Origin of the sequence: Eubacterium sulci ATCC 35585, assembly GCA_001189495.1 — a bacterium.
GTDB lineage: Bacteria > Bacillota > Clostridia > Peptostreptococcales > Anaerovoracaceae > Eubacterium_B > Eubacterium_B sulci.
The window spans coordinates 1,522,332-1,538,434 of sequence record CP012068.1 but is presented as its reverse complement, the minus strand read 5'-3'; the positions used below and the strand labels follow the sequence as shown (position 1 = coordinate 1,538,434).

Here is a 16,103-nt window from a genome sequence, read left to right as displayed (position 1 = left end):
AGATCAAATGGAAAACATTTATTTTAGAACATCGGACTTAACGGTCGGATACAATAAAAAACCGCTGATTAAGGATATAAATATAGACGTAGACTTTGGCGAAATCGTGACCATGATAGGACCAAACGGTGCAGGAAAGTCGACCATACTTAAGAGCATAACCAAGCATCTTGAAATGGTTGGTGGAGAGGTTTTTATCGCAGATGCTTCGCTTGCAAACCTAAGTTTTAAGGCGCTCGCTCAGCAGATGTCTGTGGTTTTGACAGAGAAGATTAAGGGAGAGCTCCTAACATGCTTTGATGTTGTTGCAACGGGAAGATATCCGTATACAAACTCGCTTGGAGTTCTTGATGAAAAGGATAGAGTCAAGGTTTCTGAGGCGATGAAAAAGGCTCATGTGGAAGAACTTGCTGGTAGGGATTTCAGCGCTATAAGTGATGGACAGAGGCAGAGAGTCTTGCTTGCAAGGGCGATTTGCCAGGAGCCAAAGATTATAGTTTTGGACGAACCGACATCCTTTCTTGATGTAAAGCATAAGCTTGAGCTTTTGAACATCCTTCACACCATGGCAAAGAAGGCGAATATTGCTGTTTTGATGTCGCTTCACGAAATAGATCTTGCCCAAAAAATCTCGGACAAGGTTATATGCGTTCACGGCGACTCTATTGAGCACTTCGGAAGACCTAATGATATATTTACTGATGAAATCATTAGAGAACTTTACAGCATAGAGAAGGGTTCCTACAACATTACATTTGGTAGCGTCGAGCTTCCTAAGCCAGTGGGAGAGCCAGAGGTGTTTGTAATTGCGGGAAATGGCAAGGGCATTCCTGTTTTTAGGGAGATGACAAGGCTTGGAATTCCGTTCTGTACAGGCATATTACACGAAAATGATGTGGATTTTTATGTAGCAAAGAACCTAGCGAGCGACTTAATATCGGTGCCAGCTTTTGAAGAAATAAGCGAAGAGAGCCTAGAGAAGGCACTTGAAGCCATCAAAAAATGTAGACGCGTAATCCTTGCTAATGATAAAATAGGTTTATCGAATAAACGCGTTGCAACTCTTATAGAGGAGGCGCAAGCGCAGGGTAAACTTGAGAGGGCCTAGATGGACGATAGAATGCGTAAGCAGATTGAATTTGCACTGCTTATGGACAAGCAAAAGAATATCTTCAGGCAAAACCACCTTGCAGATAATTCTCGCAAGGAAAATGATGCTGAGCACGCATGGCATATGGCTGTTATGGCCTATCTTTTTAGAGAGTATGCAAACGAGGATATAGATATATCAAAGGTAATTCTCATGTGCCTGATTCACGATGTCGTTGAAATCGAGGCAGGCGATACCTATGCCTATGATGAGGAGGCAAAGAAGTCCCAAAGGGAGCGTGAGGAAATTGCAAAGAAGCATATCTTCGGAATGCTACCTAGCGACCAGGGGCAGAAGCTAGAGGCTCTGTTTGACGAGTTTGAAGCCCAGGAAACTGCAGAGGCAAGGTTTGCAAAGGCTATGGACAATCTTCAGCCTGTACTTCTCCACGAAGCAAATGGCGGTGGCGACTGGAAGGAACACGGAGTCACCAAGGAGCAAATCATGCGTAGGCAAGAGAAGACGAGACATGGTTCTGAGGATCTCTTTGCAATCATCAAAGATATAATCGATAAACATATTGCAGAGGGCAATATCAAGGAATAATTTCTTAGTTGTGAAATTCTTGCGGATAAGAAGGACTGAGCATAAGATATTGGCGCAAGAGTCGTGCTAATAAAATTGACAGCAGGGGGTAAGGTCTATGAGCTTCTCAACGGAAGTAAAGAATGAACTTGCTAGAACAGAAATAGAAAAAAAGTGCTGCCAGCTTGCCGAGCTGGCAGGTTTTTTACGTGTTTCTGGAAGTCTTCGTCTTGCTGGTGCGGGAAAGTTTAAGATAGTTGTCACCACTGAAATACCAGCGGTAGCACGACATTATAAGCGCCTGATCAAAGAGTATTTTAAGGTTGATGCAAAGTTAGAAATCGGAGAAGGCTCAGGCTTTAATAAGCAGAGGAGCTATCTTCTTACCATAGGACCTGAGGAAAGGTCTGAGCAGATTCTGCGTGAAACAGGAATACTGCTTGTAAGAGAGGGAAATAACTTTATTTCCGATGGTATTTACGACGATGTTGTAAGAACAAAGTGCTGTCGTAAATCATATATCAGAGGAGTTTTCCTCGCTTGTGGTTCTGTAAACAATCCTGACAAAACCTACCACCTCGAATTCGTCTGCAACAGCGAGAGGTTTGCTCTTGACCTAAAGAAGTTAATCAATGGTTTTGTCGACATGACGGCAAAGACGATGGAGAGGCGAGGGAAATACATTGTGTATGTCAAGAGCCTTTCAAACATAAGGGATATGCTCGCAATAATCGGGGCGCACAGCCACGTTTTGAGCTTTGACAACACGGTAATTAAGAAGCAGATGAGGAACCGCACTGTGCGCATTACAAATTGCGATAATGCGAACATGGATAGGGCTCTTGACGCGGCGCAGCGGCAGCTTTCTGCCATCCGCGCCATCGAATCCCGCGGGCTCTTCGACAAGCTGCCGCCGAGGCTGCGCGAAACCGCAAGGCTCCGCGCGGAAAACCCCGACGCCAGCCTCACACAGCTCGGAGAGCTGTGTGCGCCGCCGCTCAAGAAAGCAGGAATCAATAGCAGACTTCAGAAGATACTTTCTTTCGCGGAAGAGCACGGGTGCATAGAAAAAGAAAACTAGATCTACTTGAAATAGTTCAGGAGAAGGCCATGAAAAGAAATACGTGGAAAGCAGTAACCATTGCTTTTATAGCGATACTAGTTATGACATTACTTGCAGCTTGTGGAGAACGAAAAAATTACGATACTCAAAGCGATAATAAAGCAAGGTCAAATACAGCAATTGACAAAAAGCAGGGAACAAAGGCAGGAGAAACATTTAATTTAAAGCAAGGTAGTTTTGTGATTCCTGAGGGATGGAAGCTTCACGAAGGTGATTCAACAGATGAAAAACCATTTGTTGTTCCAGTAAGCCATAGTGGCGAAGGAAAGCTAGACAATATCTCGGTTCAGTATGGAACAAATCCATATTCTAAGGATGATATTGATAGCTTCTCACATGCCATACTTTTACAATTAAATCAGCAGATCTCTGGACATGAAGCTAGTCAAATACTTGCATCAGGATTCACATCAAAGCAGGGCTATCCAGTTTTGAAATATGAATTCACAGTGGATGGCGATAGGATTGTGCAGTATTACATAGCCTCCGATCACGGACATATCTTTGTTTATGAGAGCAACTACTCAGGTAGCGAAGAGCCTGACAAAGCATCTCAGAGCATAGTAGATTCGTTTAAGTGGAAATAGCTTGTATTAATTTTCATACAAAAATCTAAAATTTATGTATTTTTTTGCATACATAATCAAAATGCCACTGTTTGAAGCAGTGGCATTTTTGTGTCCGAAAGATTGTGTAAAATTGTTTTAAAGGGGTATAATGATATTATCTTATCCAAATGATAAAAAGTATTCAAGAGTCAAAGTAATAATTATTCATATTTATTTGATAATTGTATGCATGTACGATATAATTTGGGTATGATTCAGTTAATTTAGGAGGACAAGAAATGGTTAGCGAGACAATCAAAGCAATCCATGAAGTCGAACTGGAGGCTGATAAAATCATTGCTGATGGAAAAGCTTCCGAGTTAGAACTGATTGAAAGAACGAAGAGCGAAAGCAGCTTGCAGTGTGAGCAGGAGATTTCGCGAGCAAAATCCGAGGCCGATGAGAGGATTAAAGCCGCTCAACAGGAGGCTGAGGAACACAGACAGGAGGCGCTTAAGGGACTAGAGTCTGAACTCGAAGAGCTCAGAGAAGATGCTAAGCGCAAAGAAAAAGATGCAATTCAAAAGATAATCGACGCAGTAGTAAGTTAAATAAGTGCATGTGAATCGAGGATGTGGCCGCAAAGAGTTTGGCAGTAATGGTAAGTCCGCGGAACCCAGAAACTCGTTTCATTGTAAGCACTTAATTTGGCTTTGTACGGTCGATTATATTTATTTGAAAATATGTTTTCAGAAGGGAGAATGTAGTATGGCAGTATTGCAGATGCAAAAAATCGGTATCTGCGCATTGAAAAAAGATAGGCAAGAAATCCTAGAAAAAATCCAGACGCTCGGAACCATAGAACTGAGCGATGACAAGTCCCTTAAAGAGCTTGATGGCTTTGTAACGACAGATACGAAGGAAGTCAGCAGAGAATTTAGCAAGAAGCTAAGCCTTACTGAGCAGGCACTTGAGGTGATGGATACTTTCTCTCCGGAGACAAAGGGGATGTTCAGCTCACTTGAAGGCAAGCCTTTGATAGATAAGGAAAAGCTGACGCAGGAAATGCAGAATGCTAAAACCATTAAAGAGCTTGCAGATCAGGTGATTAGCTGGTCTAAGGAATATAGCGAAAACAAAGCTCTCGTAGCAAAGATTAACGAGAAAATTGAAGGACTAAAACCTTGGCAGGAGCTAGATATACCATTTGATTTAACAGAGACGAAGAAAACTAAGGTTTTGATAGGAACCATGCCGCCTGATATGGACGAGGCGAAAATACACGAGTTAGTACAGAAGAAGTGTGATGAAGAAGTAGACATCGATTTAGAAGTCGTCTGTATGGACTCCGATGCTGCATACATTGTGGTAATCGCTAAGAAGGATGTTTCAGGTAAGGTAGAAGATGCGCTAAGAAGCGGAGGTTTTGCAAAGAGCTCGCTAGGCTATGACAAGACGCCAAGGGAGCAAATCGAAAAGCTTGAAGCTGATATAGAATCGATAAATCAGACAAGCGAGGAGCTTGAGAAGAAGATTACAGAGGCAGCAGAAAGCAGAGATAAACTCAGAGAGGCTTGCGACTACTTCAGAATGAGGCTAAAAAACGTTGAAGTTACCGGAGAGCTAAGGCAATCTGAGAGAACCTTCGTAATGACAGGCTTCATACCTAAGGATAAGGCTTCAAGAGTTAAGGAACTGTTAGAAGGAAGTTTTGATTGTGTAATCGAGCTTGCAGATGTGACAGATGAGGACGAGGCGCCAACGGTGCTAAAGAACAATTCCTTCTCATCAAGTGCCGAGGGCGTACTAGAATCCTACGGACTTCCAAAGCTTAGAGATATAGATCCAACAAAGGTGATGTCCTACTTCTACGTGTTCTTCTTTGGAATGATGCTCTCAGATGCAGCCTACGGACTTTTGATGTCAATCGGTTGCTTCATAGTACTGAAGAAGTTCCCAAAGATGGAAGAAGGAATGAAGAAGATGCTCAAGCTATTTGGCTTCTGCGGACTCTCAACACTCTTCTGGGGCGTGATGTTCGGAGGATATTTCGGAGACGCACCAACAGTCATAGCAAAGACCTTCTTTGGCAAGGAGTTCGCAATCAAGCCACTGTGGTTTGCACCGCTTGATAATCCGATGAGACTTTTGATCTGGTGTATGCTATTTGGTGTAATTCACCTCTTCGCAGGACTAGCAATCAAAGGCTTCCAAGAGCTCAAGGAGGGCAAGGTCATCGACTGTATCTGCGACGTAGTATTCTGGTATATGTTCCTAATTGGACTTATCCTCTTGCTACTACCAACAGATATTTTCGCATCAATCTCGCAGATGACAATCAAGTTCCCTGCATCAGTAGTGATGTTATCAAAGGTACTCACTATCGCAGGAATGCTAGGAATTCTATTGATGTCAGGAAGAGGTCACAAGAATGTAGCTCTGAGAATTGCACTAGGTGCCTACGATATCTACGGAGTTACAGGATGGCTCAGCGATGTGCTATCGTATTCAAGACTTCTTGCGTTAGGACTTGCAACTGGTGTAATCGCCAGCGTTATCAATATGATGGGAAGCATGGTCGGAGGCGGAGTCCTTGGAGCAATCATCTTTACAATAGTGTTCATATTTGGACATACAATGAATATGGCAATCAATGTGCTCGGAGCATATGTTCACACGAACAGACTTCAGTTTGTCGAATTCTTCGGCAAGTTCTACGAGGGCGGCGGAAAGCCATTTGAACCGTTAACAACAGAAAGTAAGTATATAGAGATAAAATAATTCTAGGAGGAAAAAATCATGGAAATTAGTATGGGTTTTGCAATTGCAATCTTTGGAGCAGCGCTCGCAACAATTTTGGCAGGTATGGGATCAGCTTGGGGCGTAGGTAAAGCAGGTCAGGCAGCAGCAGGAGTAGTAAGCGAAGATCCTAATCAGTTCGCTAAGGTACTTATCCTTCAGCTACTTCCAGGTACACAGGGTATTTACGGACTTCTCGTAACATTTATCACACTATCAAAGATTGGTATTCTCGGCGGAACAGCTGTAACAAGCATGAGCGTAGGCACAGGACTTACAATCTTTGCTGCATGCATGCCAATCGCAATCGTAGGTTTAGTATCAGCATTCCACCAGGGCAAGACATCAGTTGCTTCAATCGGAATCGTTGCTAAGAAGCCAGATCAGTTCGGTAAGGCTATGCTATTCCCTGCAATGGTAGAGACATATGCAATCCTTGCACTTCTTATCTCAATCCTATCAGTATCAAATATCAAGCTATAGTATATTTGTTAGCATAGGTTAAGGAGAGAGAAAATGACCGGATTAGATAAAATTAAACAGAACATTCTCGATGAAGCTGCCGAAGCTGCGAAAGCATCCATGGATGAAGCAAAGGCTAAGGCAAGTCAAATCGAAGAACAAAATAAGGCGGACGCCGAAAAGAAATGTGCGGAAATCTCTCAAAAAACTGAAGCTCAGCTTGTACAGATCAAAGAAAGAGCAAAGTCATCTATGGAGCTAGAGCGTAGTCGCAAGATACTCGAGACTAAGCAAGCTTTGATTGCTGAGGTAATAGATAACGCGAAGGCGCAGATTAGAGAATTGCCAGATGAGGAATACTTTGCACTGCTTCTCAAAATAGCAGATAAGGCTATACATGAGGGCGAGGGAGTTATCTCACTATCATCAAAAGACCTAGCTAGAATGCCTAAGGACTTTGAGGATAAGATTAAGGCAATCGCAGAAGGCAGACAGGCTAATATGAGTGTATCAAAAGATGCCATAGATGTAGAAGACGGATTTGTTCTATCATACGGTGGCATCGAAGAGAACTGCACACTCGAAGCTATCTTCGCAGACAAAAAGGAAGAGCTTTCCGACCTTGTTCAGAAATTACTATTTTAGTGAGAATAGGCTATAAGGAGAAAATATGGGAGAAAATTATGTTTACGAGGTCGCGAGAATTCGTGCGCTAGAGACATCCCTCCTGAAGGATACAGATATCGAGCAGCTTATCTCACTCGGCACTTATGAGCAGTGCATTCAATTTCTTGAGGAAAAGTCCTGGGGAAACTCGGACTCAAAGGGTGACGGCGAGAGAATCCTCGCAGCAGAAGAAGATAAGATTTGGGCTCTAATCAAAGAGTTTAAAATCGATATGAAACACTTCGCTGTTTTGAGCATTCCGAAGCTCTATCACAATCTAAAGGCTGCGATAAAGGCAGCTGTAAGTAGACCAAAGGGCATAAGCATCTACTACGACACGAATCCAAGTGGCGAAGAGATGAGAGCTGCAATCCAGGAGGGCAACTACAAGCTACTTCCTGAGGATATGCAGGATGCCGCAAAGGAAGCCTACGAAAGTCTTGTTCACACAGGCGACGGACAGCTTTGCGATATCGTAATCGATAGAGCCTGCATGGAAGCGATATACCTTGCAGGACACAGATCAAAGGTTGATATCATCAAAGATTACACAGAGTCTATCGTCGCAGTAGCGAACATCAAGATTGCTGTAAGAGCTCAGCTGACAAGTAAAAGTGCCGACTTCATGAAGAGGGCGATGTCAAGCTGTGATTCGATAAACACAGATGCACTCATAAAGGCTGCGATAGCAGGCAAGGATGAAATAGCTGCATATCTTGCAACAACACCGTATAGAGATGGCGTTGATGCACTGAAAAGCTCGCAATCCATATTTGAGTGCTGGTGTGATAACCGCATAATAAGAGCGATAAAACCGCAAAAGTACAATGCGTTTACAGTAGGTCCAATATTTGCCTATGTAATTGCAAGACTAAACGAAATAAAGACAGTTAGAATTGTACTCACAGGAAAGCAAAATGACCTTTCCGAAGAGGCGATTAGAGAAAGAGTAAGGGAAATGTATGCGTGATATTGCTGTAATAGGAGATTATGACAGCATTTACGGCTTTGCTGCTTTGGGCTTTGATACCATACCGGTAACAGAGCCTGCTGAGGCAAAACATAAGCTGTCAGAGCTTGCCGAGCAGGGATATGGAATAATCTATATTACGGAATTCTTGGCGGCAGATTTAAGAGATGAAATTGCAAAATATCAGGACAAGATTGTGCCGGCCATCATTGAGATACCAGGCACACACGGAAACACTGGAGCAGGAATAGCCGAAGTTAAAAAATCCGTTGAAAGAGCGGTAGGATCGGATATTTTGTTTTCACACGATAACTGATATCAGGAGGCAGTATAGTACATGAATAGTAAAGGTACGATTAAAAAAGTAGCAGGCCCCTTAGTAATAGCTACAGGCATGCGCGATGCAAACATGTTTGACGTTGTGCATGTTAGCGACCAGATGCTAACGGGTGAAATTATAGAGATGCACGGTGACGAGGCATCAATTCAGGTATACGAGGAGACTTCAGGTCTTGGACCAGGAGAACCAGTAGTTTCGACTGGTGTACCTATGTCGGTTGAACTTGGACCTGGACTCATAACAAGTATCTACGACGGTATTCAAAGACCTCTAGACGCTATTATGAAGGTCTGTGGTAACAACCTAAAGAGAGGAATCCACGTTGATTCACTTGATAGAGAGAAGAAGTGGAACTTTGTTCCTACAGCTGAAATCGGTGAAGAGGTAAGCGGCGGAGATGTTCTTGGAACAGTTCAGGAGACTGAAGTTGTTGAACAGAAAATCATGGTTCCACCTGATGTAAAGGGTAAGGTTAAAGAGCTTAAGTCAGGTGAGTTCACAGTTACAGAGACAATTGCTGTAATCGAAACAGAAAAGGGCGATAGAGAAATCCAGCTCATGCAGAGATGGCCAGTTAGAAAGAGCAGGCCTTATACTGAGAAGCTGAGACCAGACAAACCACTTATTACAGGACAGCGTGTTGTTGATGCTTTCTTCCCTATCGCAAAGGGTGGTACAGCAGCAGTTCCTGGACCTTTCGGTTCAGGTAAGACGGTTATCCAGCATCAGCTAGCAAAGTGGGCTGAGGCTGACATCGTCGTATATATCGGATGCGGAGAGCGTGGAAACGAGATGACAGACGTACTTAACGAGTTCCCAGCCCTCGTCGATCCAAAGACAGGTCGTTCTTTGATGGAAAGAACGGTTCTCATTGCAAACACATCGGATATGCCGGTTGCTGCGCGTGAGGCGTCAATTTATACAGGTATTACTATCGCTGAGTACTTCAGAGATATGGGATACTCAGTAGCTTTGATGGCTGACTCAACATCAAGATGGGCAGAGGCTCTTCGTGAGATGTCTGGAAGACTTGAGGAAATGCCTGGTGAAGAAGGTTACCCTGCATACCTAGGAAGCCGTCTTGCTCAGTTCTATGAGAGAGCTGGTCACGTTATCGCACTAGGTAAGGATGGAAGAGATGGTGCTCTTTCAGTAATCGGTGCGGTTTCACCACAGGGCGGAGATATCTCTGAGCCAGTATCACAGGCAACGCTTAGAATTGTAAAGGTGTTCTGGGGTCTTGATTCAAACCTTGCATACCAGAGACACTTCCCTGCAATCAACTGGCTGACAAGTTACTCACTATACCTAGACAGCATGGAGAAATGGTTTAACGAAGAGGTTGAGCCAGGTTGGATGAGTGCTCGTCAGGAAATGATGTCACTTCTTCAGGACGAATCAAAGCTTAATGAAATCGTTCAGATGGTAGGTATGGATGCGCTTTCACCTGCTGACAGACTCAAGATGGAAGCTGCTAAGTCTATCAGAGAAGACTTCCTAAACCAGAACAGCTTTGATGAGGTTGATACATATTCATCACTTCGCAAGCAGTATCTCATGATGAGACTGGTTATGAGCTTCTACGAAAAGGCTAAGGCTGCACTTGAAAAGGGTGCAAATGTAGAGGATCTTATCGCAATGCCTTCAAGAGAGCCTATCGGAAGATTTAAATACACACCTGAAGATAAGATAGAAGATGAATTTACAAGAATCATCGACTTGCTCGACGGAGAAGTTGCTGAAGCACTGAATAAGGAGGACTAAGTAATGCCAAAGGAATATAGAACTATTCAAGAGGTCGCAGGTCCTTTGATGATGGTCCGCGGCGTTGAGAATGTAAAGTACGACGAACTAGGTGAAATCGAGCTTGCAGACGGCGAAAAGCGTCGCTGTAAGGTTCTCGAAATCAACGACGATACAGCGGTAGTTCAGCTCTTTGAGAACTCCGCAGGTATAAACCTTAGCGACAGCAAGGTTAGATTTTTAGGAAAGAGCCTCGAGCTTGGCGTATCTGAGGATATGCTAGGCAGAGTCTTTGACGGAATGGGAAGACCAAAGGACGGAGGCCCGGAAATTCTTCCTGTAGAGAGAAGAGATATCAATGGACTTCCAATGAACCCTGCAGCGCGTATCTACCCTGCTGAGTTCATCCAGACTGGTGTATCTGCTATCGACGGTCTTAATACTCTAGTTAGAGGACAGAAGCTACCTATTTTCTCAGCTTCAGGTCTTCCACACGCAAATCTTGCAGCTCAGATTGCAAAGCAGGCTAAGGTTCGTGGAACTGATGAAAAGTTTGCGGTAGTATTTGCGGCTATGGGTATCACATTTGAGGAATCAAACTTCTTTGTTGAATCCTTCAAAGAAACTGGTGCGATAGATAGAACCGTAATGTTTGTAAATCTTGCAAACGACCCTGCGGTTGAAAGAATTTCGACACCAAGAATGGCGCTTACAGCAGCTGAATATCTAGCATTTGACTGCGATATGCACGTTCTAGTAATTTTGACAGATATCACAAACTATGCGGATGCTTTGAGAGAGGTATCTGCTGCGCGTAAGGAAGTTGCAGCAAGAAGAGGATATCCTGGATATATGTACACTGACTTTGCTACGATATATGAGAGAGCAGGAAGACAGTATGGCAAGAACGGTTCAATCACTATGATTCCAATTCTTTCAATGCCTGAGGATGACAAGACTCACCCAATTCCTGACCTTACTGGATATATCACAGAGGGACAGATTATTCTTTCCAGAGACCTTTACCGTAAGGGTGTTAAGCCACCTATCAACGTTCTTCCATCACTATCAAGACTTAAGGATAAGGGTATAGGCGAAGGCAAGACAAGAGGCGACCACGCTAATACAATGAACCAGCTATTTGCCGCTTATGCTAGAGGTAAGGACGCTAAGGAGCTTATGACCATCCTTGGTGAAGCTGCTTTGACAGAAATCGATCTTAAGTATGCTAAGTTTGCAGACGAGTTTGAAGACAAGTATGTAAACCAGGGTTATAACACTGATAGAACTATTGAGGAGACTCTAGATATCGGCTGGGAGCTTTTGAGAATCCTTCCAAGAAGTGAACTCAAGAGAATTAATGACAAGTGGCTCGATATGTATTATGAGGCGAAGTAAGGATAAGGAGGCGTGATATGGCATCAAGTCAAATAATTCCTACTCGTATGGAGCTCTCTAGGATCAAAGATAAGCTGGCCGTTGCCCGCAAGGGTCACAAGCTTCTCAAAGATAAGAGAGACGAGCTGATGCGTCAATTCCTCATCATGGTTCGTGAGAACATGGAGCTCAGAAAGCATGTCGAAGAGGGTATCCGTCAGGCTAATATCAACTTCATTGTTGCCAAAGCTGGCATGGATGCCGAAACTCTTAATACCGCTTTGATGGCTGCTAAGCAAAAGGTGACGCTTGGCGTCAGCACAAAGAACGTCATGAGTGTTAACATTCCTGTCTTTGATGTAAGGACGAAGACCGCAAGTGAGACGGATATCTATTCATATGGATATGCCTTTACTTCTTCGGATTTAGACGGAGCGATTAAATCGCTTGCCGATATCAGGGACGACATGATTTTGCTCGCCGAAAAGGAAAAGGCCTGCAAGCTCATGGCTGCTGAGATTGAGAAGACTAGAAGACGTGTAAATGCTCTTGAGCATGTAATCATCCCTGAAGCTCAGAAGAATATCAAATATATTTCGATGAAGCTTGAGGAGACTGCAAGAGACAACACGATCAGGCTTATCAAGGTTAAGGACATGGTTCTTGAGGATGCACACCGCTACAGCGAAAGAAAGTAGTACCATAGGTGTAGAAAATTTAAAAACTAGGAGATAGCTTAGGCTATCTCCTTTTGCTATTTCAGTAAATAAAATGTATAATATTTGGGACGATAAAATAAGGAATTTTTACAAAGGAGATAGATATATGGAAGCTTTAGAATGCATAAAATCAAGAAGAAGTGTTCGTAAGTACAAGGATGAGAAGATATCAAAGGAGACTATCGAAAAGATTATCGAGTCTGCAGCATATGCTCCATCATGGAAGAACACTCAGATTACAAGATACACAATTGTAGAAAATGAGGAAATCAAAGCGAAGATTGCTGAAGAGGCAGTTCTTGGCTTCACTTTTAATGAGAAGACAATCAAGCGCGCTCCTGCAATTGCAGTGCAGTCAATTGTAAAGGGAAAGAGCGGCTTTGAGCCAGATGGCAGCTATTCAACGCCCAAAAATGATGGCTGGGAGATGTTTGATGCAGGTGTATCTGCAGAGGCCTTCTGCCTAGCTGCGCACACATACGGTGTTGGAACAGTAATCCTAGGATATGCTGACTACGATATGATTAAAGAGCTTATTGGCCTTCCTGAGGACCAGGAGGTTGTAGCTATAATCGCAATGGGATATCACGAAACAAATAACCCTGCACCAGCTAGGCTTTCCGTCGATGAACTTGTGAATTTCGTGGAATAACAAATGGAAAAGAATCAATTAATTGAACTTACAATCAAAGATCAAAGCAAGGACGGTAGAGGCATCGGAAGTTACGATGGCCTCATCGTTTTTGCCGACGGCTGCGTTCTTGGAGATAAAGTCAGTGCAAGAGTGACAAAGGTAAAAAAGCGCTATGCACTCGCTAATGTTGAGGAAATCCTTGAACCTTCAGAGCACAGACTTGAGGATGTCTGTCCATACATAGATGAATGCGGAGGATGTGCCTTTGGAAAGCTGAAATACGAGAAGCAGCTTGAGCTCAAGGAAAGACATGTCCGCGACGTCCTTGAGCGTATAGGTGGCGTGGAAGCTCCTGAGCTAGAACTGATAATTTCGATGTCTGAGCCATATAACTATAGAAATAAGGCAACGCTAGCGATACACCCTAAAACACAATCAGTAGGCTTTTTAGAGCGTCTCAGCCATAAGGTTGTTGACTGCCGTGAGTGCAGGCTCCAAAGCGAACCAGTAGTGGCGGTAGCAGATGCGCTTAGAGCTAGCTTTGATGGGTGCGAGGATGCGAAAAAGATAAAAAATCTGGTCGTAAAAACCTCGTTCACAAGTGGCGAAGTTATGCTTGTGCCGACAGTCGAGGAAAAGGATGTTGATCTAGAGGAGTTTATCTATTTGGCAGAAGAAAGCATAGACAGGATACCTAGCTTTGATGACGGATTTGAATACTATCTTTCGTCGGTGGCCCTAGACATATCCGATAACAAGCCATCAAAGCAGCACAAAAACCGTGCAGAAATCATTGCCGGAAGGCATGTGATAGAAGACGAGATGTTAGGTCTTAGATTTGAAATCTCGCCATACTCCTTCTATCAAGTAAATCCGGTGCAAGCAGAGCGCCTCTACGAAAAGGCAGTCGAATACGCAGGAATAAAGGGTGGAGAAACAGTCCTAGACCTTTACTGCGGAGTTGGAACCCTAGGACTCTTTATGGCAAAGGCAGGAGCAGGCAAGGTAGTTGGAATCGAGCTAGTCAAAGAAGCAGTGCTAAATGCAAACAGAAACGCGGTTATAAACGGAATTGTAAATGCCATCTACTACACAGGTAAGGCTGAAGAAGAGCTGCCAAGACTAAGAGAAGAAGGCGAGATCGAAAAGGCGGATGTCGTAATCCTTGATCCACCAAGAAAAGGCTGCGATGAAGCCCTGCTAAAAGCAGTAGTAGAAACCGAAGCAGACAGAATCGTTTATGTATCGTGTGATCCAGCAACACTGAGCAGAGATATTAAATATCTAAGCGAAAACGGCTATGAGTATGTAAAAGGAACCCCAGTGGATATGTTCCCACATACGGGACATACGGAATGCGTAACACTGCTTGTACGAGCTACAAAGTAGCGTAGTAGAAGCAGATGTACGTCCTATGCAAGGCACGCCCAAGAAAACGAGCAAGGCGAAGTTTGATTGGCTACGTGCTACTGCAAATTGAAGTCCTAACACTACTCATAAGGATTACACCCACTAAGTAAATAAAGTATATGAAATAAAGGCTTATGTATCATAGAGATGGACTATGTAATGCACGGATCATATAATTGGACACCAAGAGCTAATAATAATGAAGAACCCTTAGCAGCTGCACTTAATCATGAACTTGTAGCAAAGTTTGCTAAAGAGCTTATGGATTTATACAATGGGAATTATTTTTATACGAAGACAAATTTCAATTTATAGGGAGAGAACTATGCGAGATTGTATCGTACTTTTAGGTAGAGCTGGTCTCGAATATCACGATGAACAAGGAATAAAATATTTTGTGGATTCGGAATTATGTATGGGAGATGAATATGATTATGCTATATATGTTGACAGTATAAAACATATGGATTCAGATATAAGCTTAAACAGTAAAGAAAAAATTCAAATCGCAGAAAAAGTATTGCTTCTGTGCAAGAAGAATGGAATTAAACCTCAGCTATTTTACGACAATTTAAATTCCAGTTTGTCGAGGTAATACCTTTTAACGATAACCTTATGCTATCGTTAAATAGTTTAGTGTATATGTTCCCACATACGAACGCAACTACTTGACATACTTGGTGTTCACTCGTTCCATACTGAGGCAGTTACCCTTTTAGTTAAGTCAGGTACTGACGCAAACTAAAAGATGGTACTGCCCACGCGACAGCTGTCCAAGAGCTAGGAGCAAAGCGACATGGCGATTGGAAACAGCGAACCGGGGAATGCGTAACACTGCTTGTACGAGCAACGAAGTAGCGTAGTAGATGTAACCTCTCTTGTAAAAATTTCCTACAATCAGAGAGTGGTGTGAAATAGTCTACTGAAACTTGGCTAGATAAACTTCTTTAGAAACAGAGTAAAAGAATTAGGTGGATTTACAGAAGAAATTGTTTGCAAAGAAGTTGCAAAAGAAGAAGATATTCTAAAGCTTGAAGAAGAATTAGGTTACAGTCTACCAATAGAATTTAGACAGGCATTGAAAGAAATTTCATCACATCTAGAGTTTTTTTGGGATATTTATATTGAAGGCAAAGAAATACTACCATTACCGAGTGAGTTGGTGGAATTTTCTGCGGGTAATTTGCATTTTGGAATAGATTTAATTCCCATTTTTGAAGAAAGTAGAAAAGGTTTGGTAGATATTTGCTATCCTAATTATGATAATCCGTATGACAAGATTTTTCACAATAAGCTGGTATTTCAGGAGCTTGACAATGGTGATTTATTAGCTATAGATTTAGAAAAAGAGTCTTATGGGAAAGTAGTCTACTTAAGTCACGACGGAAGCGACTTACATGGTTATGTAATGGCAAATTCTTTTGCAGAATTTCTTGAAGAATACACGAAATTAGGCTGTATTGGAGGAGAGGATTGGCAGTGGGAAGTGTTTACAAACAATCATACAACACCTATTGATAGTACTTGTGAAAACGCAAAAAAGTGGCTTGAACTCATGCGTTAGTTAAATATATAGTATAGAACCAAATTAGAATTTATAGGGTAGTTTAATTTAGAATTGCATAAGGAGTGAATGC

The 16,103-nt window shown here is 42.7% G+C and carries 17 protein-coding genes; all 17 read left to right on the top strand.

Features of this window, described 5'->3' with window-relative positions; genetic code table 11:
• The first annotated feature begins 7 nt into the window (after positions 1-7).
• The 17 genes from ADJ67_07190 (at position 8) to ADJ67_07110 (ending at position 16,030) form a co-directional block, all read left to right on the top strand.
• The gene (locus ADJ67_07190) at positions 8-1,108 is read left to right on the top strand and encodes an iron ABC transporter ATP-binding protein (GenBank protein ID AKT47437.1); all 1,101 of its coding nucleotides are present in this window, start codon (positions 8-10) and stop codon (positions 1,106-1,108) included.
• The gene (locus ADJ67_07185; GenBank protein ID AKT47436.1) at positions 1,109-1,696 is read left to right on the top strand and encodes a hydrolase; all 588 of its coding nucleotides are present in this window, start codon (positions 1,109-1,111) and stop codon (positions 1,694-1,696) included. It abuts the gene before it with no gap.
• 97 nt (positions 1,697-1,793) lie between these two features.
• Positions 1,794-2,756, top strand: coding sequence for a hypothetical protein (locus ADJ67_07180; GenBank protein ID AKT47435.1), 963 nt, complete (start codon positions 1,794-1,796; stop codon positions 2,754-2,756).
• On the top strand, positions 2,735-3,385 hold the full coding sequence (locus ADJ67_07175; protein AKT47434.1) for a hypothetical protein: 651 nt from the start codon (positions 2,735-2,737) through the stop codon (positions 3,383-3,385). The genes ADJ67_07180 and ADJ67_07175 overlap by 22 nt, the downstream gene beginning before the upstream one ends.
• A gap of 260 nt (positions 3,386-3,645) precedes the next feature.
• On the top strand, positions 3,646-3,957 hold the full coding sequence (locus ADJ67_07170) for a hypothetical protein (protein AKT47433.1): 312 nt from the start codon (positions 3,646-3,648) through the stop codon (positions 3,955-3,957).
• A gap of 157 nt (positions 3,958-4,114) precedes the next feature.
• Positions 4,115-6,127, top strand: a complete 2,013-nt coding sequence (locus ADJ67_07165; GenBank protein ID AKT47432.1) for an ATP synthase subunit I — start codon at positions 4,115-4,117, stop codon at positions 6,125-6,127.
• Positions 6,128-6,145: 18 nt separating this feature from the next.
• Positions 6,146-6,628 carry a permease gene (locus tag ADJ67_07160; GenBank protein AKT47431.1) on the top strand — a complete coding sequence of 161 codons (483 nt, stop codon included), beginning with the start codon at positions 6,146-6,148 and terminating at the stop codon, positions 6,626-6,628.
• Between the two features lie 33 nt (positions 6,629-6,661).
• Positions 6,662-7,252 carry a hypothetical protein gene (locus tag ADJ67_07155; GenBank protein ID AKT47430.1) on the top strand — a complete coding sequence of 197 codons (591 nt, stop codon included), beginning with the start codon at positions 6,662-6,664 and terminating at the stop codon, positions 7,250-7,252.
• Between the two features lie 25 nt (positions 7,253-7,277).
• Complete coding sequence (locus tag ADJ67_07150; protein AKT47429.1) at positions 7,278-8,243, top strand: ATP synthase; 966 nt, start codon at positions 7,278-7,280, stop codon at positions 8,241-8,243.
• A complete protein-coding gene (locus ADJ67_07145) occupies positions 8,236-8,559 on the top strand; it encodes an ATP synthase subunit F (protein ID AKT47428.1) in 324 nt (107 codons plus the stop codon). The genes ADJ67_07150 and ADJ67_07145 overlap by 8 nt, the downstream gene beginning before the upstream one ends.
• Before the next feature lie 21 nt (positions 8,560-8,580).
• Positions 8,581-10,347: an ATP synthase subunit A gene (locus tag ADJ67_07140; GenBank protein AKT47427.1), complete on the top strand. Its 1,767-nt coding sequence runs from the start codon at positions 8,581-8,583 to the stop codon at positions 10,345-10,347.
• 3 nt (positions 10,348-10,350) lie between these two features.
• Positions 10,351-11,724: an ATP synthase subunit B gene (locus ADJ67_07135; GenBank protein AKT47426.1), complete on the top strand. Its 1,374-nt coding sequence runs from the start codon at positions 10,351-10,353 to the stop codon at positions 11,722-11,724.
• A gap of 17 nt (positions 11,725-11,741) precedes the next feature.
• Positions 11,742-12,401 carry an ATP synthase subunit D gene (locus ADJ67_07130; protein ID AKT47425.1) on the top strand — a complete coding sequence of 220 codons (660 nt, stop codon included), beginning with the start codon at positions 11,742-11,744 and terminating at the stop codon, positions 12,399-12,401.
• A 127-nt stretch (positions 12,402-12,528) separates the two neighbouring features.
• Positions 12,529-13,074: a nitroreductase gene (locus tag ADJ67_07125; GenBank protein AKT47424.1), complete on the top strand. Its 546-nt coding sequence runs from the start codon at positions 12,529-12,531 to the stop codon at positions 13,072-13,074.
• A gap of 3 nt (positions 13,075-13,077) precedes the next feature.
• Positions 13,078-14,445 carry a hypothetical protein gene (locus ADJ67_07120; GenBank protein AKT47423.1) on the top strand — a complete coding sequence of 456 codons (1,368 nt, stop codon included), beginning with the start codon at positions 13,078-13,080 and terminating at the stop codon, positions 14,443-14,445.
• A 346-nt stretch (positions 14,446-14,791) separates the two neighbouring features.
• Complete coding sequence (locus tag ADJ67_07115) at positions 14,792-15,061, top strand: hypothetical protein (protein AKT47422.1); 270 nt, start codon at positions 14,792-14,794, stop codon at positions 15,059-15,061.
• A 342-nt stretch (positions 15,062-15,403) separates the two neighbouring features.
• A complete protein-coding gene (locus tag ADJ67_07110; protein AKT47421.1) occupies positions 15,404-16,030 on the top strand; it encodes a 1,3-beta-glucan synthase regulator in 627 nt (208 codons plus the stop codon).
• The last annotated feature ends 73 nt before the right edge of the window (positions 16,031-16,103 follow it).

Excerpts from the sequence above, each read along its gene's own strand:
- ADJ67_07140 (AKT47427.1), top strand. The coding sequence starts at position 8,581 with ATGAATAGTAAAGGTACGATTAAAAAAGTAGCAGGCCCCTTAGTAATA.
- ADJ67_07125 (AKT47424.1), top strand. The coding sequence starts at position 12,529 with ATGGAAGCTTTAGAATGCATAAAATCAAGAAGAAGTGTTCGTAAGTAC.
- ADJ67_07185 (AKT47436.1), top strand. The coding sequence starts at position 1,109 with ATGGACGATAGAATGCGTAAGCAGATTGAATTTGCACTGCTTATGGAC.
- ADJ67_07155 (AKT47430.1), top strand. The coding sequence starts at position 6,662 with ATGACCGGATTAGATAAAATTAAACAGAACATTCTCGATGAAGCTGCC.
- ADJ67_07165 (AKT47432.1), top strand. The coding sequence starts at position 4,115 with ATGGCAGTATTGCAGATGCAAAAAATCGGTATCTGCGCATTGAAAAAA.
- ADJ67_07160 (AKT47431.1), top strand. The coding sequence starts at position 6,146 with ATGGAAATTAGTATGGGTTTTGCAATTGCAATCTTTGGAGCAGCGCTC.
- ADJ67_07150 (AKT47429.1), top strand. The coding sequence starts at position 7,278 with ATGGGAGAAAATTATGTTTACGAGGTCGCGAGAATTCGTGCGCTAGAG.
- ADJ67_07135 (AKT47426.1), top strand. The coding sequence starts at position 10,351 with ATGCCAAAGGAATATAGAACTATTCAAGAGGTCGCAGGTCCTTTGATG.
- ADJ67_07170 (AKT47433.1), top strand. The coding sequence starts at position 3,646 with ATGGTTAGCGAGACAATCAAAGCAATCCATGAAGTCGAACTGGAGGCT.
- ADJ67_07130 (AKT47425.1), top strand. The coding sequence starts at position 11,742 with ATGGCATCAAGTCAAATAATTCCTACTCGTATGGAGCTCTCTAGGATC.
- ADJ67_07120 (AKT47423.1), top strand. The coding sequence starts at position 13,078 with ATGGAAAAGAATCAATTAATTGAACTTACAATCAAAGATCAAAGCAAG.
- ADJ67_07180 (AKT47435.1), top strand. The coding sequence starts at position 1,794 with ATGAGCTTCTCAACGGAAGTAAAGAATGAACTTGCTAGAACAGAAATA.
- ADJ67_07190 (AKT47437.1), top strand. The coding sequence starts at position 8 with ATGGAAAACATTTATTTTAGAACATCGGACTTAACGGTCGGATACAAT.
- ADJ67_07145 (AKT47428.1), top strand. The coding sequence starts at position 8,236 with ATGCGTGATATTGCTGTAATAGGAGATTATGACAGCATTTACGGCTTT.
- ADJ67_07115 (AKT47422.1), top strand. The coding sequence starts at position 14,792 with ATGCGAGATTGTATCGTACTTTTAGGTAGAGCTGGTCTCGAATATCAC.